The following is a 23,747-nucleotide window of genomic DNA, read 5'->3' on the forward strand; positions in this document are numbered from 1 at the left end:
TTTTACTATTTCTTTTTCAATATGAAACTATCATCTATAATACCTCCATACTTTTTTTCAACCAATGTAAAGAATTCTGAAAGTTTTACGCCTTTATTAAAACAAATGGTATTTAAAGTATGTAAAGGTATATTATAACCGTCTTCTTCTATTATTTTTTCAATGACGTGATAGTTGACACCGTAAATTTTCCCGTACTCTCTCAAGGATTTTTCGCCCGAAAACCATTCGTGAGCCAGGTATTTACACACATACTTATCTATTCGAAATACCTTTTTTGATTTCTTGTCTGTAGTATTACCTTTTTGTAGGTTTTTGTCAGCCATAATAACAAAAGAAAGTATTATTGATCTCTTTTTTGAGAGCGAACACTCTCATTTTAATATTTTTTATTATATTTGTTTTAGATAAACATATATTTGTGATTCTTCTATAAAGAAAATATTAGAAGCAATTGCTTAGAATCTCGCCTTTGAAAACTGGTAATTTTTATGGAAACGAGATGATGAGTAGATTTGCTCACGACCCGGGCGTGGGCTCTCTTATCGTTTCCAAGGTATACCAGTACCCCAAAGGCGTTAAGTTGAGTTCCACGCCTATTTCTTTTGTTGTAACTCTTCTTCTCTATGGCAACGCTTTCTACAGTATTTTTTGGAGTTTTCGCATCTTAAAGCATAACGGGGCAGTTTTGTCCTGTTATTTTGGGGTAGTATGAAAGGAGGGAGGACGCTCTTTCCTTTCTTTAAAATACTACACTCATATCGCTACTACTACCTCTATACCTTTTCATTAATCTTAAAAGCACTACCAATGGAAAGTGAAGAGATCAAAAAACTGATAAACAGCCGGGAACCTATCGCCATCGTCAGGTATTTTGAATGGACTATTTTCTCTAAAAGTTACACTAATGTCAGGTATTCACTGTTACGTATAAACAGTGAATATAACGACATCGACGAAGTAGACATCCCTTTTGATACGGTTTTCTTTGTAATGTCAAAGCTGAACAGTTTTGAAAAAGTTTTTCACCGGGATGATGGGACAGTTTGGGAGCGTATGGCTTTCCGGGAAAAAGCAAAAGCACTCGTGCCAAGACCAAAGATCGTCAAACTGATAAATTCATGCCCATGAAATTATCCATACCGCAAATCATCGATAAAATAGTTAATCTTTTGGAAGTTCAGTATATCTATCTTTCAAAGGTGAAGATAAAAGGAGAGGAGAAACCATTTTTACTCATACTTTGGCGGGAAGGTAGTTCCGGGCTATCAAATGACCTGGCTCCGTTGGTACACCGGGTGTTTCAGGAACATACCGATGTTTTATTCCGAACCTATGCCCTGTCATTTGCCGAACGGCAACTACGGGAAGGCAACCTCTTTTTTATTGATGCCTGTAAACCGGAAAACCTTAAATACAGCATTCCCGGCCAACACCTTCCTACACTTACCGAGGGTATGGATATGCAAAAAGCGCTCGAAGTAGCCAAAGACCGTTTTCAGAAGGAATACACCAAAGCCGCCGACTTTAAAGAAGGCGCTTTATTCTATATTAAAAGGGAAAATTATGTACAAGCGGCTTTTATGCTGCACCAATCGATAGAGTTAACTTACCGTCTTACAGAATTGCTGGCCATTGGCAAAGAAAAGGTGTGTCATAGCATTGCCAATCACCAAAAGTATATCAAAGCATTTATCCCGGAACTGGGTGCATTATTCCGCCCGGAAGAAGAAACTGCACTTTTACAGCTATTGGACGATGCCTATAAAGGGGTGCGTTATGGTTCGGATTATCATATTACCCCGGAGCAAATAAACGAGATACATACAAAATCAGAAACACAATTGGCCATTGTCAAAGAACTATTCAACACCAAGTGGGAAGCCTGTAAAAAAGAAGCTGTTGAAAAGAAAAAGGAAAATCCAACTACACCCCTCAAAGATAACAACGAGATCAGGAAAAAAATCCAGAGACTGGCAGGAATGAAGTTGAAAAAACTATCCCCGAACTCGGATAAACTCTATTATAAAACAGACTTTCTGGTCAATGGTCCCGCAGATGTGCTTTATAATGCCGCTGGGATTATGAAGGTGTGTATCATTGCTTTGGAATATGCTGACGGCAAATTTTCTGACCTTATTCCCCAACCACATATCAATATACAAACGGCGTTGGAACACGCTTTACAGCTATTGCCTTTTGAGGAAATAGAGCGCCTGGAAGAGATTTTGGAAGAACATATCAGATTTTCAGGTGATTGTTAGCTATGCATAAAGATTGTTGCCATAAAAATTCTGATACGAATGTTAACCACTTAAAGACAACGGATTGGCTTCGGTTACCTTCTACTTGCTTTTTGTTTGGGATGATGGTCGGGGCGGTTATCATGGCGATTTTGGCTGTAATTTTTATTTGTTGATCTTTCCTTGTTTTTTGGTTCTCTATGGACCGGTTCCCGGCTTCTGTTTTTTTACAGAGGTCGGGATTTTTTTGGCATTACGGAGAGCCGTAAGATTTATTTTGAAAATGAATTTACATTGGCGAAGCGAAATGTGATATACAAAATAATGAATTGTTATATGAAAAAGTCATAAACTCTTATAACATGGGAGTATTTCAGAAATCGGGTTTGCTGTGGATTTGAAATAGTGAATTGCGTATATTTGAGTGTTGTAGGCAATTTGAAAAATGAACAGATTTCAAGATAAGAATATAGGAATATACCATTTCGATAATAAAATTATTGTCGAATGCCCAAAATGTAGAAAACGTGCTATTGTCACAAAAGATGAACCGAATAAATGGTTATCGCAACGGACTTTAAAATGCATGAATTGTTTCTATACGCAAAAGGGTCGAAAAATTTATTACCAAATAGAACTGAAAAGAAATTGTGTGGAATGTGGGAACGAAATAAATATAACTATCCCTAATGTAAATGAACAAAAAGAAACGATTATAGTAAAGTGTAAAAACTGTGGCGATACCCAAATACACAAACCGCGGAATATTGAACAGGTATGGAGATTCTTAAATATTGGTAAACCAACCGAGATGTATTTCGGACTTCCTCTATGGCTAACAGATAATTTTAAAGGCCATAATTTTTGGGCATTGAATTATGAGCATCTTACATACTTAAAAGAATATATTTCTGCTAGTTTAAGAGAAAGAAATGGACGAACTGGATGGACAATAGTGGAAAAATTACCCGATTGGATTAAATCTGCAAAGAACAGAGATAAACTCTTAAAAGTAATAGAAAAATTAGAACGTAAATAAAAACTGCTTACAGCAATGAATTATCTGCTCCCGATTAAACTAAAAATTATCTAGGAATTTTCAGCTTAATTTATACTCGCAAAGTTAGGTGCCCCACCTACTATAGCCGAAATCATTAGATGTAAGCCGAAAAACCCTCATAACTAAGATGACAAAAAACATTTTCATAAATATTTGGTTGTTTATTCTAGTCCTCATTTTAGTTTCTCTATCAATTTGGGGAGTATTTTATATTGAAAATATTGATTCAAAAATTTCTGTTCTTGGAATAGTTGCTGTAATAGTTGCAGCTTTCACTTCTGTGATGACTGTAAATATTAATAATAAAAAAACTCGCGAAAGAGAATATGAATTGCATCTCCTTAAAGAAAAGCAAAAAGTCTGTGAACATTTCTACAATGCGCTTTTTGAAATTTTTAAAAGCGTAAAAAACAATCGTGATGGACTTACGAAAAAAACACTTGAAGAAATGTCGCTTTTCAAAAAAGGGTTAATGAATTGGGGAAGTGAAGAGTTGATTAAAAAGTATCTTGAATACGAAGACAATCTTGATATTAATAAGGGCAATACTTTCGCTCTTTTAAACAATGCAAATATTTTTTTAAAAGAAATGCGGAAGGAACTCGGATTTAAGGATTCAAAGAAACTGAAATTAATGACTGTACTTTTGACAGCAGAAGCACGTGAAGAATTAGGCCAATAGACACATATAATAAAAAAAATGAGTGTACAGAAAATCATATTAGCAGTCCTAATATTAGGACTTTTCGGTTGTTCTAAAAAAGAGAAAGGGATAATCATAAATGGAAAAATTGATGGGGAGCATTCCGGAAAAGTTGAATATACAAGTCCCATTGAAGGCAAATGGTTTTACGGAGATAAAAAATCCATAACAGTTGACTCTGTAGGGGCATTTCAGGTAAAAATGGACGTTGAAAAACCATCATTTGTAACCATGTATGTTCCCGGAAAAGCTGGTGGTGTTTTGTTGGTCGAACCTGGGAAGGCTTACGACATTAAATTTGAACTGAAAACGAATCAAAAAAAGTTTCTTGTTATTTCTAAAGACAGTATTGCACAAAACTTTTATAATACGTTACCATCTCCGGATTTTTATATGATGGGCTTAAATGAATTTTATAATGACTCAATTCCTTTAGAAATATCCTCCAAAATGGATACTCTCAAAGAAAAGGAGATTTCCAGGTTCGGTGAATTATTGAAAAAAAATGAAATTTCAAAAGACTTCTATGAATTAGCAGTATTGGACCGAAAAGTATATTATTCCGCACTGGAAACCGGACTTGCTGCTATGCTTCTGCGAAAGCATCTTAACGAAAAAGATGAAAGAGCATTAGGAAAACTCAAGAACTTTTGGGACGAAAAAATCGGAATATCAAAACTAAATGGACCTGATATTGTCCGTTCCCCTTGGTTTTATCCTTTAGTATATAATTCGGTATGGTACGCCCGATACTTATCGGAAAAACCCGATCCGAAGGACATGGCAAAAATGTATGAAACAAGCAAAAGATTAAAATATAATATCGATGAACCCAAGAAATATCTTGCGGGAAAAGAACTTGAATATTATTTAGCTTCTTACATCTTCTTAGAAAGCTGGCAGACCAAAGACAACTCAAAGGAAATAATTGAAATGTATGAAAATTTCAAAAATGAATATCCCGATAGTCCTTATAATAAATACCTGGCTTCCTCGATACAACCTATTATTGATTTCCACAAAAAACTGGAAAATGCTCAACCGAATGGAGAGGTACGAATTGTTAAAGACTACGAAAACATTAACACATTCGATGAGTTAATAAAACAGCTGCATGGCAAAAAGGTTTTCGTGGATATATGGGGTACGTGGTGCGGCCCTTGCAAAAAGGAGTTTGAGCAGAAAGAAAGGTTGGAAGAATTATTGAAACCCAAAGACATTACAGTTCTTTATATATGCGAAGGAAGGAACAGTAAAGAAAAGGTGTGGAAGGAAATGATACAATTCTATGATTTGGAAGGGTTCCATATCCTCGCAAATAACACACTGGTTGCAAATATCATTGATAAATTCGGGAACAACGGTGCTTTCACCTACCCTCGATATTTATTAGTTGATGAAAATGGAAGGGTTGTTAATCAGCAAGCCAGTTATCCATCAAAAATCAGACAATTGGAGAAGGAAATAAATGAAGGTTTCCTGTATAAATAATAATTGACCGGGATCGATATTTAAAGTGAACACAAAATAAAGCCCCCTAATCTTTCCATAACTAATACTATTTTGCTTGGTGAAATTTTCCCTCTTCAATTATACTTTTTCTTTTTTTGACGCAAAAAATGACAGCTTTATAGGGCTTCTCAAAGGATTTGCGTCAAACGTAGGGATAAATTTCAACAGTTTTATGCGGGTTCCCAGCGTTTTTATCCCTATAAAAAATCACTTTTTCTACATTTTTCCGTGAAAAAATCCCCGGTTTTACTAGGCTGAGAGCATTTTTCCGTGAAAATGTAGAATTTTTATATTGATGTGGAAACCCTCATTAACTTTAATTTATTGTAATTCAGTGAATTATAATAATAAAAACTCCGTAACGTCGCTTTTGCGCGTTACCCTCTTGCTATTCCCCCTTAGATTCGCATTATTATTTATATAGAGATTTTTGTGATAATGTGGAAAGCCGTAAAATTTATTTCGATAATGAATTTATATTGGCGCAGCAAAATTTGATATACAAAATAATGAATGATATATAAAATGACGAATCAATGACAATTCTTCCGAAATCGAGTAAATGTTGATGTCTTGTAAAGTGTAGGCTCCTAAGTGGCTGAAATTGTTAATTGTGTATATTTGTGTGGTAGCTGCAACCTGAAAACAGAAACAACGAATGAACATAGAAGATAAAATTGAATGGAATGGTTGGATGCTATTGGTTGCAGTTCTCGCTCTCGTTTCATCTGTAATAATTCCTTTTGCTCAAAAGAAGTATGAAGAATATAGAGTAAAGAGAAATTTTCAATATTATCTTAAGAAACAGATTGGCTTGATATTGAATTTGCTTACGTCTGAAAAATTAGAATATCATAAGCCAAGTGTGAAAAATGAACCTAAAAAAGAGTTCCTGCTCATTCAAGACTTCATTGGAGAATTACAAAAGGACTTTAAGGAACACAAGAACACTGTTCAGCCTAGGGTTATTTTCATGCTATTAATGAACGTTCAAAAGTTATGTCACTTTGCTTTTCAGTTACGAAGAATAATATCGACAATTGACTTGCAAGGTATTACGGACAAAACACTCGAACATGGCAAAGAATTATCAAAGAAAGAACTGAACAAAATCTATGGCTTAATTCTCATTTGTGAGAGCTACATGAGCATTAGTCTATTCCATGACAAGTTCGATTCAATTAAATCAATCAAGCGAGACATTGAAAACGACATTTGGAAAGGACTTAAAGTTGAAAAGGACTTGTTAACCAATCAAAACAGACTTAATGAAGATTTACTGATTTTAAATGACAATGAGAACAGCCTTAAAGAACTGTCAGACATATTGCTCATTATCAATCAAGAGACGAAAAAATATTTTGACTACGACAAACTACAGAAGAAAAGAAATAAAGGCAGCAGCTAACATCGGCTATAGCAAATGCAGGCTGACCACTTAAAAATGAAGATATTACAACTAAATAAATTTACGGTAGGCGGACAAGAAAGCGGTTTCAATATCCCGCACTTGCCATAGCCAGGCACAAGCTAAAAAAACGGAATGACAGAAAATAACCAACTAACCATAAAATTCGGAGGAGACGGAAATATCAAAATAGATACCCTGACGGAATTTTTAGACAACTACAAACAACTTCTCTACTTAATCAATAATGAGTTAGGTTACAATCCTGCCGATATGATTATTGAAGTTTCCCCACCCGAAAACGGAAGTTTTAAAATTAAACTGAAGTCAAAATATAAAGATTTGATTTTAGAAAAAATGGGGGATTTAACCGTTGGAACTTTAGTTGGACTTCTGATTTTATTTGCAACAAACTCAACACAAAACAAAACGGAGGAAGAAATAAAAAAGATTTTGGAAGACAAACAAATCGTCGATAAAGAATTGCCAAAAGTAATTTATAATCTTTCCCAAGATTCAGGAGTAAATCAAAAAATTCAACAGACCTTTATCATCGTAAATAACGACGAGAACGTAAAGGATTTAAAAATAGAACGAGAAGAAAAAGAAATCATAAACATTAATCGAACAGAATTTTCAAAATTGATTGACCAAGCAACGACTTTAGAAATAGAAGAATTACCCGAATCGGACATCCTAACCGATGAAGCCACTTTAATAATAAAAACTATACATTTTGAGGGACACGCAAAATGGGCTTTTATTTTTAGAGGTTATCCAATAAAAGCATCTATCAAAGATGATGACTTTTTCGAGCGACTAAAAAATGAGGCTTTCAGAAAAGGAGATGCTCTAAAAGTAATTCTATCAAAAAAACGAAATTTTGATAAAGATTTACAAACCTATATTGTTGACCAAAATAGTTATGTGATTGAAAAAGTAACTGAACACATATCTAAATCGGACAATCAAAATAGATTAAAATTTGAATGAAAAGCCAGAGCCTAACATCGCCTACACGTCAGGTGGGCAAAAGGCGTACTTGGGAATAACCTCGGATACGTCCAACGGTAGTTCCTTTTTTGCTAACTTAATTGCGTAGAAACCTGCCCGCCATGTAGTCGTAAACCGTTAGGCAACATTTGAGAAAATGACCAAAAGAAAAAAAATAATTATTGGATTACTATTATTGGACTCATAGCTGTAAGTTTAATCATTTACTCTTGGTTTTATACCTACAATCGATTAGAATCACTACCATTTGATGAAAGAGGTACTTTTGGAGATATGTTTGGCTCTATTAATGCTTTGTATTCAGGTTTGGCATTCGCTGGAATAATATTCACAATTTTACTTCAAAAAAAAGAACTAAATTATCAAAGGGAAGAGCTTAGAGAAACAAGAAAAGAATTTGAGACACAAAACAAAACGTTAAAGCTTCAAAGATTTGAAAATACTTTTTTCAATCTTTTATCTCTACATCACCAAATTATAGATTCGATAGATTTAGATATAGAGAAAGAAAAAAGAGTTAAAAGTCCTTCTGTCAACACCGTGCGATTTTCATTAGATAATCCGACGGAATACGAACGAATTATAATAAAAGGAAGAGATATTTTTAAGCTAACATATGATGAGCTAAAAGAAAAGCTTGGAGATAAAAAAGCTATAGAAAGTATCAATATCGATTATATGGAGTTTTACGAATCTGTTCAAACTGACTTTGGGCACTACTTCAGAAATTTATATCGTATTATTAAGCTTGTAGATCAAACAGAATTTCATAGTCATTCGGAATTAGATGTTGATCCAAATGGCATAACCCGTATAGAACGTTTGGGTTATACTCAACCCAATTATAATACTCGTTACAAATATACATCAATAATAAGGGCACAATTATCTGATTACGAACTTTTGTGGCTATTTTATAATGGATTAAGTGAAAAAGGAAATGAAAAATTTAAGCCTTTAATTGAAAAATATTCCATCTTAAAGAATTTACCAAAAGACAAACTTAATAACCCAGAATTAACTGAAGAATATAAACCAAAAGCATATAATAACAATTGAAAACCGTACCCTAATGACTATAAAGTAATTGCTTGTTCTCGCCTATTCTGAAAATTCTACAGAAGTTTTCAGATTGATGTGTTTGTATAGTTAGATACTAATTCTAACGACTACTTATTATTGAAACCGATGTACAACATTTTAACAAAATATGACCTCCGAAACTATTAACAGCCTATTTCCATCAACAATTTCTCTAATTGTTACTTCTTTATTCGGACTATTAGTAGGAATATTGGTTGAAAAATTTAAAAACAGATTACGAATCATAACCTATGAGATTTACACCCAAAACCTTAAACCGGATTTATCCCCTAGCTTAGCTGGAAAAATACAAATAACTTTAGACAATAGAGTAATACATTCATTAAGGACTATATATTTTAAGTTTGAAAACAAAAGCAACGTTGATTTAGAAAATGTTGCAATAAAGTTTAGTATAGGTCCAGGTGCTTTTATTCAAAGTGGTGAAGGATATTTAAGTAATGACTCGTCCTGGCTGAAATGGACAGAAAGCCATAATACTTTCTTTGAAAATGTTCTTGCAGAGTATACTAATTTACCAGTAGATGAAAGTGGAAAAAAGAACATTTCGGATGAATTAAAAAATAGAATCAATCACATATATAGCACTCAAGAATTTTTAGTTCCTGTTTTTAATAGAAATGAAAGTGCTCACTTTAATTTTCTTCTTGAAGACCCATTAGACGGTAGTTTAGCTAATTTATTGCCTTCTATTGTACATAAATCAGTCAAGTTAGAAAGGAAAATAGATGATGACAAAGCTGCCAAACAAAATTTATGGACAGCAGTATCTATCGGAACAATAATCGTAATAATCGTTCTTTCATTAATGATTTATTCTAATCCACCACAAACGATTCTGATAATTGTTGCTGGAATTGTCGGATTTTCTTATTCAATTATCGGTTATTTGATTTTAGGAATTTATAAAAGAATTAGAGCGTTTTTTAAGTAAAAAATGTTGTACAACAATGATCATAGTTACATAGTTGGTTGGAGAGACCTACAAGTTTTTCTTCACAAAGATTTCCAAAAAGAATGGAAAAGCAAATAGCTGGAATCTCAAAAATGGTACAACCAAAAATAAATCCATACCTTTACCAAGTAAAGACACCCAACCCCACCCAACAAAAATGCTCTTTCCCATACCCGGTGTACAAATAGGTGAACACAAAAACGATTAACACTGTAACGAGTTGATATACAGTCGGTATCGAAGATGAAAATTCTTCCAGTCACGCTTTACTAATAATGCTTATTGGTTTAATGAAACCTTTGACTGTACTTCTTGTGTCTGACCGTTTAATCTAGTAGCCAACTGCTCCATATCCTCATGTATTTTAGTTTCCAATACCCTGGCATAAATCTGCGTAGTAGAAAGTTTGGTATGGCCTAATAGTTTGGATACCGTTTCTATGGGCACACCGTTGGAAAGCGTTACCGTTGTGGCAAAAGTATGCCGGGCAGCGTGAAAAGAAATGTGCTTATCAATACCGCATAGTTCCATAATTTCCTTTAAATAGCTGTTGGTCTTTGGGTTGGAATAGACAGGTAAAAGTTTATCACCCTTTCCGGAAACGGTATCATATTTTTTCAGGATTTCAAGGGCTTTATCCAAAAGAGGGATTTTAACGGGAGTCTGGCTCTTTTGTCGTTGTGTGGATATCCAATGCTTGCCGTCTATTCCCCTAACAATATGGCGGTCGCTTAATGCCTCTACGTCCACATAAGAAAGCCCTGTATAACAGCAAAAGACGAAAATATCCCGTACCAGGCAATGGCCTTGTTTTTTGAGGATAATAGATTCGAGTTTTTCGAGTTCCGAAGCATTCAGATATACCCGCTCATACCGATCGTATTTTAGCTTATAGCGTATAAAAGGGTCTTTGACTATCCATTCCATTTTTAGGGCCAGGTTGATTAATTTTTTTAATCGTTCCAGATGTTTCATCGCCCCGTTATTGTTTAATGGCTGATGCTCATTAATAGGGGAGGTGGTGCGTAAAAAATACTCGAAATCCGCAATAAAACGGTACGATAATTCCTGAAGGTAAACATCATCCGATCGCATCATTTTCTGCAAAAACAGTTTAATATACCGTTCCGTAGTATAATAATTCTTCATGGTTGAAGGGGCCAAAACCATTTTCATTCTGGTATTGTGATAATGTATTAATTCCACCAAAGTATGGTAGTCGTCGTCTTCCCCGACAAACAAATTTTTGATAGCCCGCGCCGTTACTAGCTTTCGCGAAGATTTTAATTGTTGGTAACAATCGTATAAATCTGCTTGGGTAGCGTCCAGATAAGCGTTTAACGCCCTGGATTCGGGGCTTCGCGAAGTCAAGCGCCCGGATTTGGTGTCCCAGGAGGTCACCGCACAGGTAACCGAAATAGACCGTTTTAAACTGATCTCTGCCCGTTTTCCATTGACGGTAACACGGGCATAAATGGGGATCAATCCGTTCTTCTTTTTCTTGGCCTTATTCGGCCAGAATAAAATGTTGAAAGTGTTGGAAGTCCGCATAAACTCTCGTTTTAAGTGAAACATCGATTTGCAAAACGAAAGTCAAATCGCAACGAAAGTCATTTGCTATTACCCGGTAAGGTAATAAAAATTTCGGTCTCAAAACAGGTAACCGAATAGGTAACTTTTTATTTGCTTAAAAAAGAAACCGTATGAATTCGGCAAAAATTTATTTTACTGAAAATCACACGGTTAACCATTTTTTGATATTAAAAAATATCTGCTTTGTCGGGGTGACTGGACTCGAACCAGCGACCACACGCACCCCATGCGTGTACGCTACCAACTGCGCCACACCCCGATTGCCCTGTGGCTTTTGATAGGGGAGAACACTTGTGCTTTCCCGAATTCTGCGCGAATATACAGAAAAATTATAAAGTGGAAAATATAAATGATAAACAAAAATCAACGCCTGTGTTTACTGTATTGATTATGTGTCTATTCCTGAAAAAACAACTGGAAAACGGGCGTTCTTTTAAGAAAAACGCCCGCTATGGTGAAGCTTATTTTTGATTTCGCTCCTTAAAGGCTTCGAATTCGGACTTGGTTTCCCTTTTCGGCCAGTAATTGTTTTCCGTATTAACATCGGCGGTTTCCTCTTTGGGGTCTACTATTATCTGGCTTAACTCTTTGTCCGTAGCAATGACTTTTGAAACTTCGGTATCATTTTTTCGCCATAATTCCACAGGGTATTTCACGGTTTCTTTACTACCATCGGTATAGCTGTACTCGACAATGAGGGGCATGAGCATTTCTCCCGGTTTTTCAAAGGTTACTTCATAAAAATAGTTAGGTTGTTTTAATTTTGAGCGTTCCTCCGGGGTAAAATTGTCGAGGATATACTCGTTCAGCGGAGTGGAATGTTCCAGGAGAGAACCGTTTTTAAGTGCTTCGGTATAATTTTCCGCACCCTCTTCCGCAAAAAATACAAACGGAACGGTATCCGGAATGTTCCGGGCGGCCATGATCTCTTTAACCTTATCATTGGGTTGAGGAGACACAAAGAATTTTTTTACTTCCTTAACTCCTATGTCTACATGGTCTGTGGTGTAGAACCAGCCTCTCCAGAACCAGTCGAGTTCCACACCGGAGGCGTCCTCCATCGTACGGAAAAAATCTTCCGGGTTGGGGTGCTTGAACATCCAGCGCTGTGCATAGGTTTTGAAAGCATAGTCGAATAACTCGGGCCCCATGATGGTTTCCCGGAGTATGGTAAGTCCGGCTGCCGGTTTACCGTAAGCATTATTACCCAGTTGATAAACGTTTTCCGGGTTGCTCATAATGGGGGCGATATAATCCTGGTTGCCTTTCATATACGTGACCATGGATGACGGTTTCCCTCTTCTGGAAGGATAATTTTCCATAAAATCCTGCTCGGTAAGATATTGCAGGAAGGTGTTAAGTCCTTCGTCCATCCATCCCCATTGGCGTTCGTCGGAATTGACGATCATAGGGAAAAAATTATGGCCTATTTCGTGGATAATAACACTGATCATCCCGTATTTTACCCTGTCGGAATAGGTGCCGTCCTCGTCCGGGCGACCATAATTCCAGCAGATCATGGGGTATTCCATGCCCTGGTTTTTGGCGTGTACGGAAATAGCCTTGGGATAGGGATAGTCAAACGTATGACCGGAATATGATTTCAGGGTATGGGCCACAACCCTGGTGGAATATTCTTCCCACAACGGGTTGCCTTCCTTGGGATACAGCGATTCGGCCATAACAGTCCGGTCTCCCATTTTTACCGCCATGGCATCGTATATGAATTTACGCGAAGTGGCAAAGGCAAAATCACGTACACTTTCGGCTTTGAACTCCCAGGTGTTTTTCCTGTTGGAAAAGGATTTCTCTTTAGCCTCGGCTTCTTCCTGCGTAACGATAACAACGGGTTCGTCAAAAGATTCTGTAGCTTTCTCATACCGTTTCATCATCGTTCTGGTAAATACGTCCTTACGGTTTTGAAGTTCTCCCGTAGCCTCCAGCATGTGATCTGCGGGGACGGTAATGTTCACCTCGTAATTTCCGAAGGGAAGGGCAAATTCACCACTGCCCCAGAACTGGTAATTTTGCCAGCCCTCATGATCGTTATATACGGCCATTCTCGGGAAGAACTGGGCTATGACATAAGTATTGTTACCGTCTTTCGGGAAATGTTCGTAACCACTCCGCGCCCTGTTTGTTACGTGATTGTTAACATTATACCACCATTTGATGGAAAAAGAGATCTTTTCTCCCGGTTGCAGGGGTTCCGGAATATCAATACGCATCATGGTATAGTTGATGGTGTAGGGTAGGGGATTCCCTTTACGGTCTTTTACATATTCAATATTAAAGCCGCCGTCAAAAGGTTCTTTCAGGTATTTGTCGACAAACCTTTCCGGGCTCTCGGCGGGTGCAAATTTTTCATTGTTTTTATCCAGGGCAGGGGAGTTTTTGGAACGGATATTCTGGTCGAGCTGCACCCACAGGTATTCCAGTTTATCCGGCGAATTGTTGGTGTAGGTAATGGTTTCTTCGCCGTATAGTTTCTGGTTTTTGTCGTCGAGTTCTATATCCATCTTGTAATCTGCCTGTTGCTGGTAATAGGCAGGTCCGGGTGCTCCCGAAGCTGTGCGGAACATGTTGGGGGAGGTAAATTCCTGGTACATCTGGCGGAATTTGTTGGTGTTGACATGTCCTTGTTGTTCCGTGGGTTCTTCCTGTGCGTATGCCCCGGTGAGTAAAGCCAGCGCCAGGAAAAGGAAGAAGCGTGTTTTTATTGAATTCATGTCTGAGTTATGTTAGTAAATGATACAGTGTTGCAAATTAGTTATTTTTTGGAAAAGCCTTGTCACTTTTGCTTGAAATTTACCGTACAGCGGTCTTTATCTTTGAGCAGCAGAAAGCTTTTTTTGATATTCTCTGTCCGGATATGTACAATATTTTGCTGTTCCGGATAGGTTTCATATAAGAGCTTGTTTTCGATCTCAATAGAAGCGGGGAGCGGGGTATCCGGAATTTCGAGGTAGGATACGATCATTCCTTCCTTGAATTCTTTCCCGACAAACCGGAATTTTTTGACCTTTCCGTTTACCTTTATAATAAATTTATCGGAATAATACTTTTCCAGGTAGGTATCTGCATCCGGGGTTTCTTTGGCCGTAGCCAGTCTGGATCGTATACCATACCGTTGATCTATGGTTTTTTCAAGATCGTCTACAAAGATCCTGGAAACGATCTGTATGGCGTGTTCTTCTGTATTGTACCGGACATTTGTTGTACTCACGTAGAACTTATGTGCATTTACAAAAGCAAATAACGGAAAAAGCAGGGCAAAAGCGAATATTTTTTTTAAGGGATACATAAATTCAAGTACTAAGTAAAAAGGTAAAAGAAAGCTAATCCTTCGGAATAGTGACAGGATTGTTTATCGCTGTGTACCGGGTGGCCTGAACTTTTAAAAATTGTAACAGTGCCGCCTGATCATCGGTTTTTATGATCCTGTTGTATTCCTGCTGTACGGAACAAAAGTATAAAAAATCGTATATCTTTTCCCGGGCGATCCCGGCAGAAAGGAAAAACCGGTCTCCAAAGCTTTTGCGTACCTTTTCCAGTTTTGCCTTTTTCCTTTCCTGTTTAAGGCGGTTTTTAAGTTTTTTGGTACGTCCGGTAATTCCGTTTATTATGAAATCTGTTTTTAAGCCAATATTAGGGCTTATACTGGTTTTATCAATTACGATAGACTTATCAGTCGAAGTATACAATTTCCTTTCTGCCTGCGTACGCGGAATAACATGGGTGTTGGGAAGCCCCAGGCTCATGGCGTTGACAGTATCCGTTTTGGCGTCCCGGAGGTCTGAGTCCAGGTTCCCGGTAAGGTTTTTCAGGATGACTTCGTCCAGTTCGGTCACCTGTTCTTCCAGATCGACAATAAGTGCAGAGCCGTTCAGGTTGGCTTCGGCAATGACAATTTCCCTGTCTCGGAACTGTACGGCAGAAAACAGCAGGGTATCCCCGGGAGTTGCCGGGATGGAAAAATGGCCCTTGTTGTCGGTAATAGTGGCTGTATTTGAAGTCTTGTTAATGACGTGTATTCCCTCACGATCCGGATCTTTACTTTTTACTATGCCCGTAACCTGGATTTGTGCATATAGGCTGCATAAGGGAAGGGGCAGTAAAAAGAAGAAAATGGCCAGTTTTTTTCTGCTGTCCGGATTTTTTTTGTGGTGTGTCTTATCATATCGCATTCCCGGAGTTTAGTGTTTTAATGGGGCAAGGGCATTCACTTTTATATATTGTTCTGCCATGACCTTTAGCGTATCGGTCAGGGATATGAGGTCATTGCTGTTCTTCAGGCGGTCGTAGTTTTCCTGTTCGGCGCAATAGAACAGGAAATCGTATATTTTGTCCTCGGGTATTCCCAGGGAAGTAAAAGTGTGGGATTTAAGCGCTTCGCGTATTTCCTCGGTCTTTGCTGCATCTTTCTCCAGTTGCACGCGTTTTTTCAATTTTTTGGTCCGTCCGGTTATAGCGTTTATGATGGGGATTATGGGGATCAACCCACCTCCTGAGGTTGCTTCAATTAACTTTCTTTGGGTTTTTGAAGGAAGGACCTTCATGGCATTGGGCAATCCGAGGTTTACAGCGTCAACACTGTCCGTTTTTATTTTGTGTAGGTCTGTAGTCAGGTTCCCGGTAAGATTTTTTAACACCACTTCGTCCAGTTGGGTTACCTGTTCCCGAAGCTGTACGATGAAAGGATGGGCATTCAACATTTCAGTAGTGACCACGACTTCTTCCTTACGGAACTGTACGGCCGAAAACAGCAGGGTATCTCCTTCCTGTACCCGGATATTAAAATAACCTTTGGCATCTGTTATTGTAGCCGATTCGGAAGTTTTATTAATGACATGTATACCCGATACATCCGAAAAGCGGTTTTCGACTTTTCCCTGTAAATCAGTCTGGGCACGAAGGCCGTAAAAGGAAAAGGAGAGAAAGCATAGAAGGAGCCTGTTTTTTCTTGTGTTGTGCAAGTCACCGGGTTATACGTTATGATAGCTTTACGGTGTGTTACCGGGAAACGGCAGGACGCGGGGAGCGCCTGTAAGGATCATATATTCCTTTTTTTGTGGTTTTAAAAAAGGGGAGAAGCTATTCTTCATTAAGGGTTTTGCGGTAATTTTCACTTTGCCGGACCAGGAACTCAATGAGTTCAAATTCATTGTTTTTTCGCAACAATGATTGACGCGGGATTTTCATATCACAGTAATAAAGAAAATCGTCTATCTTGTCCTGTGGTATTTTGAGGTCTATGACAAAAAACTCGTCATCATATACCTGGCGGAGTACTTCACTTACCTTGAGTTGCTTTTTCGGCGTTTCCTGTTCCTTGTTGGAAAGGAAAAGGGCTTTGAAAATATTCACGAAATTGATTCCGTGCCGTAATCTGTGTTCAGGTGTGGCCATGTTCGGAACTTCGGTAGAGTAGTCTTCTTCATAGCTGAATTCCTTGAATTCCTCTCCTTTGAGTTCGAGGAATTTTGCCCTGTTTTCCGGGGTTACCACGACCTCTTCCAATTCGGTCACTTTTTCATTGACCTCTACTACAAGACGGTTGTTATTCAGTATGCTGTCGGTAACCTCTACGGTTTTTAACTGGTAATTTACCGCAGAAAACACAAGCTTGTCGCCAGATTTTACGCTTATTTCAAACTCGCCGTTATCGTTAGTGGTTGTTGCATTTTCCGTTGTGATGTTTATGACATTCTGATTAGATACATAGGTATTCCTGTACAACACCTGCCCCCTGAGGATAATCCTGTCATCGCTTTGCGAATATGTGATGAATGTGCAGAGAAAGGTCAGAATAAATACTATTTTTCGCATCGGGTCTTTTTTGGTTCCTATGTTAGTTGCGTACAGGTTTCAGAAAAGAAAAGCGGGGCCTTCCTTCTCATGGGGGTTGGGTTTACCGTGGGTAAAGAAAACACAAGATTACCGGAAAAAAAACTGTACGGCAATTAAAGTTTTGTTAAATACAATATTTAAATTTACAAAAAATCTGATTAAGGAATTACGCGAAAAACGACTTCATGAAGCGACTTATTATTGCCAGTACATCTACGGTGCACGGCGGTACGTACCTGTCTTATATCTCATCCCGGCTTGAACTGTTTTTTTCCGAAACGGACCAAATCCTCTTCATACCTTACGCCAGGCCGGGGGGAATAACTCATGATGAATATACCGAAATAGCCCGGAAGGGCCTTGCCCGTACCGGTAAAAAAGTAATTGGCATTCATACCTTTGCAGACCCCGTAAAAGCCGTTCGTGAAGCCCGGGCGGTGTTTACCGGGGGAGGAAATACTTTTTTGCTGGTTACGCAACTCTACAAAACAGGGGTAATGGAACCGTTGCGGGAGGCGGTATGGAACGGTACCCGGTATTTCGGCACGAGTGCGGGGGCTAACATTACGGGCTTAACCATGCAAACGACCAACGATATGCCCATTATTTATCCGCCGAGTTTTAAAACCCTGGGATTGGTTCCGTTTAATATCAACCCGCATTACCAGGACGCGGATACGAGCAGCAAACATATGGGGGAAACCCGTGAAACACGGATCGGGGAGTTTCATAAAATAAATACCCAGCCCGTTGTTGGCCTCCGGGAAGGCAGTTGGTTGGATGTGGAAGGAGATAACATTACACTGGAAGGTGAATTGGCTGCCCGGATCTTCGAACAGGGAAAATCACCTTACGAACTGGAAAGCGGAAGTAACATCAGTTTCTGGCCCTCAGTGTGAAAATATCTTTAACCCGATAATAGAGGCGATAAGGGTAGTGATAAAAAATAACCTCCAGAAGTCGGCCGGTTCCTTAAAAAAGACGATCCCCATCAATACGGTACCCACGGCCCCTATACCGGTCCAGACGGCATAGGCTGTGCCTATGGGCAATACCTGTGTGGCACGGTAAAGCAGGTACATGCTTAGCGACAATGACAGGAAAAAGCCCACGATCCACAAATAGGATGTTGTGCCTGCGGTTTCTTTGGCCTTTCCCAGGCAGAATGTAAAACCCACTTCGAAAAAGCCCGCGATGACAAGGATTAACCAGTGCATTTTTTAGATCAGGTCAGGTTATTTATTCTTCTTTTTCAGCGATTTTCACCTCGAAGATCTTGTCCCAGTTTTTCCCGGTAATGAAAAAGGTGTCATTTCCGGGGTGATAAGCAATACCATTCAGGACGTCGAGGTTTTTGTTCTGGGTTACTTTTTCCTTGAGCCCTCTGAAATCAATAACGCCTTCGATGGCACCGGTTTTCGGGTTTATGATCATTACGCCGTCTTTTTGCCAGGTATTGGCGTATATTTTACCCTTGGCGTATTCGAGCTCGTTAGCCCGGGAAAAGACCGAAGTATTGGTTACGGTTTCTATATGGTCTTTTTCTTCGAGGGTTTCGGGGTCGAGCATCCATATTTTTTCGGTGCCGTCACTTTTGTAAATATGTGTGCCGTCGTTACACAATCCCCAGCCCTCTTTACTGTTGCCATAGGGGAAATCCTTTATTTTGTTAAAGTCCATGTCATAGACAAAACCGGTATTGGCCCTCCAGGTCAGCTGGTAGATTTTATCGTTTAGAATGGTCAGCCCCTCGCCAAAGTGTTCGGCACTCAGCTCCTTTTTCCTGAGCACTTTTCCGGTCCTGTAGTCCACTTTCCTCAAGGTAGATTCGCCCCGTCTGCCGGTACTTTCATATAAGGTGTCTTTGTAAAATTCGAGCCCTTGCGTAAAGGCATTATCATCGTGCGGATAGGTGTTGATAATGGTGTACGTATATATTTCCGGGGCTTTTTCGGCAAGAATGGTTATCGGTTTGGAGATTTTTTCGGATTGCCCCTCGTAATAAACAGTAGCTTCAAGGGTTTGATGCCCGAGATGAATACCTTTCAGATTGATATCATTCCCCTCGGTTTGTAACCTTATTCCGTCAATACTATAGGTCACGGAATCTATTTCCAGTTTTTTCCTGTTGGTGATACCTGCCTTCAGGGTTTGGTTGTACTGTACCTTTTCCTGTCCTTTCCCTAACGTTATGGAAAATCGTTTGGAGGAAGCCTTATCACCATTACAGGCCATAAAAAAGACGAGAAATATGTTGGCAGTTAACCACTTAAGCATTTTCATACATATTAAATTAAGAGATAGCAATTTATTCAATAAAATTAAGATGGGAAACCTTTGGGAAAATATAAAAAAAACATACCTTTGCACCCGGCAAGTCCTACACGACCAGCTCCTGCAGAATCCCCCAGGGCGGGAACGCAGCAAGGGTATGTGGTCGTAGCGGTGCGATGTAGGTAGCTTGCCTTTTTTTGTACCCTGAACTTTCCCGGATCATGTCCAAGAATTTGGAAATCAGGATTAAAGGTTGTGATTTTTTTGCTTGTTTTGGTTTTGCCACGGATACACGAATGTTTTTTGGGTTGAATGTTGCAAGTGAGGTTGTATTTTGGTTAGTTAAGCATCACGCATCAACTCAGTAACTCATTAATCTGTAACAAAAAGGAACTATTTCATAAATGGCAGGTCTCATCTCTTAATGTCCTGCTGTCTTACACCCGAAGCCCGACAACATCCGTAGCTTTTAGGATTGATACGAAATCTGGCTTCAGCCCCGATCGTAAAGTTTCAATCGCCGACAAATCAATATGCTATTATATTTTTCGGGAAGAAGGCCTGTTTTAATTTGAAAAAAATTATCTTCGTTTGCTGATTAAATAACGAGATAATCTATGTCGAAAGTAGTCTTAATTACCGGCGGGTCTTCGGGGATCGGTAAGTGTATGGGCGAGTTCCTTACAGGCAGGGGGTACAGGGTTTACGGCACCAGCAGGAATCCCGATAAGGTAAGCGGATCGGTTTTCCCTCTTCTGAAGATGGACGTGCGGGACAAGGCTACGGTAGAGGAGGCTGTTAACAGTATTATCACTATCGAATCACGCCTCGACGTACTTATCAATAATGCGGGGGTCGGGATCACCGGGCCGTTGGAAGAAATCCCGGATGACGAGTTGCTGAATAATTTCGAAACCAATGTCTTCGGCCCGATGCGGGTAATAAAATCGGTTCTCCCGCATATGCGAGAACAAAAAGATGGTCTTATAATCAACATTACCTCTATTGCGGGATATATGGGATTGCCGTACCGCGGCGTGTACTCTGCTTCCAAGGGGGCACTGGAACTCATCACGGAAACATTGAGCATGGAAGTAAAAGGATTCGGTATACGTGCCGTCAATGTAGCCCCGGGCGATTTTGCCACGAATATTGCTGCCGGAAGATATCACGCCCCGTTAAAGGAGGTATCCCCGTACAGAGAGACTTACGGAAAAGCACTGAAGATGATGGATGAACACGTAGAGGCGGGCAGCGACCCGGAACAGATGGCCCGGGCAGTGTATGCCATTATCAACAGTAAATCCCCGAAAATACATTACAGGGTGGGGGCATTCGCGCAAAAGTTTTCCATTGTGCTGAAGCGTACCCTGCCGGATAAAGTTTATGAAAGATTATTGATGAACCATTATAAGTTGTAGTTTTGTAGTCCTTAGTACCATATCCGGTTTTTTACGGAATACACACCACTTGATCTGAAAAAATACAATAACCAATATATTAAAAGTTAAAAGAATGAAATTTTTTATAGACACGGCCAACCTGGACCAGATTAAAGAAGCACAGGCACTCGGTGTTCTTGACGGGGTAACGACCAATCCCTCATTAATGGCGAAAGAGGGGATTACCGGAAGGAACAATATTCTCAAACATTATGTAGATATCTGTAACATTGTGGACGGGGATGTTTCTGCCGAGGTGATCGCCACCGATTTCGACGGTATTGTCAAGGAAGGGGAGGAACTGGCGGAACTGCACGATCAAATCGTGGTAAAGGTGCCCATGATCAAGGACGGGGTCAAGGCCATTAAATATTTTACCGATAAGGGTATACGTACCAACTGTACGCTGGTATTTTCGCCCGGGCAAGCGCTCCTGGCGGCAAAAGCCGGAGCGGCCTATGTTTCTCCCTTTATCGGCAGGCTTGATGATATTTCGACAGACGGGTTGAACCTCATTGCCGAGATCCGTCAGATTTATGATAATTACGGTTTTTCTACGGAAATCCTCGCAGCATCTATCCGGCATACCATGCACGTTATTGAGTGCGCCAAGATCGGGGCAGATGTAATGACCGGACCGTTGTCGTCCATCACAGGGTTGTTAAAACATCCGTTGACCGATATAGGACTTGAAAAATTCCTCGCGGATTACAAGAAGGGAAATTCCTGATCCCGGTTTTAAAAAAAACAATAACCTTGGAGCAAGCTCGCGAGGCATAAATCGAAAAATCCCAAAAAAACATTTCGACGCAAACCTCGAAGCATTTTAAACCTCACTTAGTGAGTAAAAGTTGTCTCAAAATCACTTCTTCTTCTGATGCTTGCGGATTTTTCGCAATATTCAGATTGATTTTGAGGCAATTTTTTTTATGGGGACCAGTTGTGATCCGTGTTTTGTTTAAGGATCGGGGAGAATGAGATAACCGAAACGCTACCGGGGAAGGGTGTTGAGTGTTTCCAGAAATTCGGGGGAGTTGATGTAAGTAAAGGCATTTACAATACGGTCGTTTTTATCTACGACAATCACCTTGTTCAGGTTATTCACTATAAGCCCCCTGCTAACAGTATCCCTTTTCTGTGAGAGGTATTGCCGGTTGCGGCGCAAACCGTTTAATGTTATGGTCTCTGTCCATGCATTATAGTCCTCGTTGAGGCATATGCCCACAAATTTTACGGCCGGGTATTGACTTTCCAGGTCAAGTACATGTTTGTTGATATACCTGGAATGCCCTTTCTGGAAAAATGTCCAGAAATAGATCACGGTATTGTGGTCGCGACATACTTTGGCCAGGTCGGTATGTTTACCCTGAGTATCGATCAGCTGCAGCGGAGGGATGCCGGAACCTTCCTGCAATTTTTGAATGCTGGTGTAGAGCGATTCCACTTCATCCCGGTATTTGTTGTCGCTGTTGAGTTCCCTGAATTTTTCTATGAAACGCGTGTTGTTCGCCGTATCCTGGTCGTTCAGGTAATAAGTATAGGCAGTATTCCAGAAGAGGTAGTCTTTTAATCCTTTTTCGCGTACCTTGTTGTTGATAAGGTCCAGCTTGTGCAGGTAGTAGTGTGCGGATTTTTCAATAAAATCACCCTCGTGAGCACACTCTTTTACACACTTCACATAAGCCAGGCTGTTGAAGTGGTACATCATAAAATCAAAATAAGGCTTGTAAAAGCGGAGTTCCTCGTTGTTATAGTCTATGGTTTTGCGGAATGCAAAAAAATCCCCGGGCATGTCAAGCAGGTTTTTCCGGTCTATGCCCTTTAGTCTTTTGTGCATGTACGGATAAAATTCCCTGGATTTGTAACTGGGGTAATTGATAGCTGCGCGGGCCACATTTTTTGCCGGTTCCGACAGGCGTTGATTAACGATGAGATGTTCGTATTGTTCCATTTTCATGGCCCGGAGCGAATCAATTTTCCTGCCGAATTCTTCCGGCTCAAGACGGTAATAGCTGTAAACCAGTTTTTCTTCGTCCTCGTCCAGGAGAAACATCTCTATGAGGAAATTGTTTTTTTCTGCCCCACGGCCCGAAAAAACGAGTGATTCGTCAAAATTCAGGGTGTTTACCCGGGCCAGGATGCTGTCCTTGCCCTGGATAAAAATGTATTGATGTTCGCGGAAATGTTTGAATTTGAATAAATCGCCTTCCCTGTCTTCCAGGTTCAGTTTAAATAAAAAGCGGTTATCGCTGTTCAACAATACAGTATCTACCGGTTCGTCGTCCTTAAACAAAACAACGCTGCTATCCCGTGGATTTATGATCTCGCCCCCGAAATAGGCGATAGTATTTTCTGAATTATTACAGCCAATAAAAGGTAATACTAAAAATGCTATTAGCAAATTCCTCATACAATCCGGTTAAACGTATAGTACTGAGCACTATACTTTATATAACAGCAAAGCTAACAAACCTGGGGGTGTACCTGTGTTAATGCCGAGTTAAAAAATGTACTTAAAAGGTGGCGTACACGCTTTATAATAGTTTGTGTTTTGTTACTTTTGCATCGACTTAACGAAATTCAAAAATA

Annotated in this window: 22 protein-coding genes, 1 tRNA gene and 1 other RNA gene; 13 read left to right on the forward strand and 11 right to left on the reverse strand. The window is 39.4% G+C overall.

Features of this window, described 5'->3' with window-relative positions; translation table 11 throughout:
- Nucleotides 1-5: 5 nt before the first annotated feature.
- Nucleotides 6-326, reverse strand: a complete 321-nt coding sequence (locus LS482_RS20050; RefSeq protein ID WP_233029337.1) for a hypothetical protein — start codon at nt 324-326, stop codon at nt 6-8.
- A 484-nt stretch (nt 327-810) separates the two neighbouring features.
- Between LS482_RS20050 and LS482_RS20055 the strand changes: the two genes are divergently transcribed.
- The 9 genes from LS482_RS20055 to LS482_RS20095 all read left to right on the forward strand — a co-directional run bounded on the left by LS482_RS20055 (nt 811) and on the right by LS482_RS20095 (nt 9,978).
- A complete protein-coding gene (locus LS482_RS20055; protein WP_233029338.1) occupies nt 811-1,131 on the forward strand; it encodes a hypothetical protein in 321 nt (106 codons plus the stop codon).
- Nucleotides 1,128-2,264: a HEPN domain-containing protein gene (locus LS482_RS20060; RefSeq protein WP_233029340.1), complete on the forward strand. Its 1,137-nt coding sequence runs from the start codon at nt 1,128-1,130 to the stop codon at nt 2,262-2,264. Before LS482_RS20055 ends, LS482_RS20060 begins: the two co-directional genes overlap by 4 nt.
- A 424-nt stretch (nt 2,265-2,688) precedes the next feature.
- Nucleotides 2,689-3,282 (forward strand): hypothetical protein, encoded by a 594-nt coding sequence (locus LS482_RS20065; RefSeq protein WP_233029342.1) that lies wholly within the window; start codon nt 2,689-2,691, stop codon nt 3,280-3,282.
- Nucleotides 3,283-3,430: 148 nt separating this feature from the next.
- The gene (locus LS482_RS20070) at nt 3,431-3,985 is read left to right on the forward strand and encodes a hypothetical protein (protein WP_233029343.1); all 555 of its coding nucleotides are present in this window, start codon (nt 3,431-3,433) and stop codon (nt 3,983-3,985) included.
- An 18-nt stretch (nt 3,986-4,003) separates the two neighbouring features.
- Nucleotides 4,004-5,497, forward strand: coding sequence for a TlpA family protein disulfide reductase (locus tag LS482_RS20075; RefSeq protein WP_233029344.1), 1,494 nt, complete (start codon nt 4,004-4,006; stop codon nt 5,495-5,497).
- A gap of 679 nt (nt 5,498-6,176) precedes the next feature.
- The gene (locus LS482_RS20080; protein ID WP_233029345.1) at nt 6,177-6,926 is read left to right on the forward strand and encodes a hypothetical protein; all 750 of its coding nucleotides are present in this window, start codon (nt 6,177-6,179) and stop codon (nt 6,924-6,926) included.
- 135 nt (nt 6,927-7,061) lie between these two features.
- Nucleotides 7,062-7,919 (forward strand): LAPAL motif-containing putative phage structural protein, encoded by an 858-nt coding sequence (locus LS482_RS20085; protein WP_233029347.1) that lies wholly within the window; start codon nt 7,062-7,064, stop codon nt 7,917-7,919.
- 294 nt (nt 7,920-8,213) lie between these two features.
- Nucleotides 8,214-8,999 (forward strand): putative phage abortive infection protein, encoded by a 786-nt coding sequence (locus LS482_RS20090; RefSeq protein WP_233029349.1) that lies wholly within the window; start codon nt 8,214-8,216, stop codon nt 8,997-8,999.
- A 151-nt stretch (nt 9,000-9,150) separates the two neighbouring features.
- Nucleotides 9,151-9,978: a hypothetical protein gene (locus tag LS482_RS20095; protein WP_233029351.1), complete on the forward strand. Its 828-nt coding sequence runs from the start codon at nt 9,151-9,153 to the stop codon at nt 9,976-9,978.
- A gap of 300 nt (nt 9,979-10,278) precedes the next feature.
- On the opposite strand, the gene LS482_RS20100 is transcribed toward LS482_RS20095, so the two are convergent.
- The 7 genes from LS482_RS20100 to LS482_RS20130 form a co-directional block, all read right to left on the reverse strand.
- Nucleotides 10,279-11,550, reverse strand: coding sequence for a site-specific integrase (locus tag LS482_RS20100; protein ID WP_233029352.1), 1,272 nt, complete (start codon nt 11,548-11,550; stop codon nt 10,279-10,281).
- A gap of 228 nt (nt 11,551-11,778) precedes the next feature.
- Nucleotides 11,779-11,851: transfer RNA gene (locus LS482_RS20105), tRNA-Pro, on the reverse strand.
- 202 nt (nt 11,852-12,053) lie between these two features.
- Nucleotides 12,054-14,321, reverse strand: coding sequence for a M1 family metallopeptidase (locus LS482_RS20110; protein WP_233029354.1), 2,268 nt, complete (start codon nt 14,319-14,321; stop codon nt 12,054-12,056).
- 62 nt (nt 14,322-14,383) lie between these two features.
- Nucleotides 14,384-14,896: a DUF6702 family protein gene (locus LS482_RS20115; protein WP_233029355.1), complete on the reverse strand. Its 513-nt coding sequence runs from the start codon at nt 14,894-14,896 to the stop codon at nt 14,384-14,386.
- 34 nt (nt 14,897-14,930) lie between these two features.
- Nucleotides 14,931-15,779, reverse strand: a complete 849-nt coding sequence (locus LS482_RS20120) for a carboxypeptidase-like regulatory domain-containing protein (protein ID WP_233029356.1) — start codon at nt 15,777-15,779, stop codon at nt 14,931-14,933.
- 9 nt (nt 15,780-15,788) lie between these two features.
- Nucleotides 15,789-16,568 (reverse strand): carboxypeptidase-like regulatory domain-containing protein, encoded by a 780-nt coding sequence (locus LS482_RS20125; protein ID WP_233029358.1) that lies wholly within the window; start codon nt 16,566-16,568, stop codon nt 15,789-15,791.
- A 118-nt stretch (nt 16,569-16,686) separates the two neighbouring features.
- A complete protein-coding gene (locus LS482_RS20130; RefSeq protein WP_233029360.1) occupies nt 16,687-17,421 on the reverse strand; it encodes a BamP family beta-assembly machinery protein in 735 nt (244 codons plus the stop codon).
- Between the two features lie 206 nt (nt 17,422-17,627).
- Here LS482_RS20130 and pepE point away from each other — a divergent pair, with 206 nt between their 5' ends.
- On the forward strand, nt 17,628-18,341 hold the full coding sequence (gene pepE, locus LS482_RS20135) for a dipeptidase PepE (RefSeq protein WP_233029361.1): 714 nt from the start codon (nt 17,628-17,630) through the stop codon (nt 18,339-18,341).
- On the opposite strand, the gene LS482_RS20140 is transcribed toward pepE, so the two are convergent.
- Both LS482_RS20140 and LS482_RS20145 read right to left on the reverse strand, forming a co-directional pair.
- Complete coding sequence (locus LS482_RS20140; protein WP_233029362.1) at nt 18,333-18,659, reverse strand: DMT family transporter; 327 nt, start codon at nt 18,657-18,659, stop codon at nt 18,333-18,335. The two genes, pepE and LS482_RS20140, sit on opposite strands and share 9 nt — an antisense overlap.
- A gap of 22 nt (nt 18,660-18,681) precedes the next feature.
- Complete coding sequence (locus LS482_RS20145) at nt 18,682-19,725, reverse strand: glutaminyl-peptide cyclotransferase (protein WP_233029364.1); 1,044 nt, start codon at nt 19,723-19,725, stop codon at nt 18,682-18,684.
- Between the two features lie 88 nt (nt 19,726-19,813).
- Here LS482_RS20145 and ffs point away from each other — a divergent pair.
- The 3 genes from ffs (at nt 19,814) to fsa (ending at nt 21,888) form a co-directional block, all read left to right on the forward strand.
- Nucleotides 19,814-19,912: signal recognition particle sRNA small type (ffs, locus tag LS482_RS20150), an RNA gene on the forward strand.
- A 421-nt stretch (nt 19,913-20,333) separates the two neighbouring features.
- Entirely contained in the window at nt 20,334-21,137 is an 804-nt protein-coding gene (locus LS482_RS20155) for an SDR family oxidoreductase (RefSeq protein WP_233029365.1), read from the forward strand.
- Nucleotides 21,138-21,231: 94 nt separating this feature from the next.
- Nucleotides 21,232-21,888 carry a fructose-6-phosphate aldolase gene (gene fsa / locus LS482_RS20160; RefSeq protein WP_233029366.1) on the forward strand — a complete coding sequence of 219 codons (657 nt, stop codon included), beginning with the start codon at nt 21,232-21,234 and terminating at the stop codon, nt 21,886-21,888.
- A 261-nt stretch (nt 21,889-22,149) separates the two neighbouring features.
- Here fsa and LS482_RS20165 read toward each other — a convergent pair whose 3' ends face one another.
- Nucleotides 22,150-23,568: a TlpA family protein disulfide reductase gene (locus tag LS482_RS20165; RefSeq protein WP_233029368.1), complete on the reverse strand. Its 1,419-nt coding sequence runs from the start codon at nt 23,566-23,568 to the stop codon at nt 22,150-22,152.
- Nucleotides 23,569-23,747 lie beyond the last annotated feature (179 nt).

The sequence above is a fragment of the Sinomicrobium kalidii genome (genome assembly GCF_021183825.1).
Classification (GTDB): domain Bacteria; phylum Bacteroidota; class Bacteroidia; order Flavobacteriales; family Flavobacteriaceae; genus Sinomicrobium; species Sinomicrobium kalidii.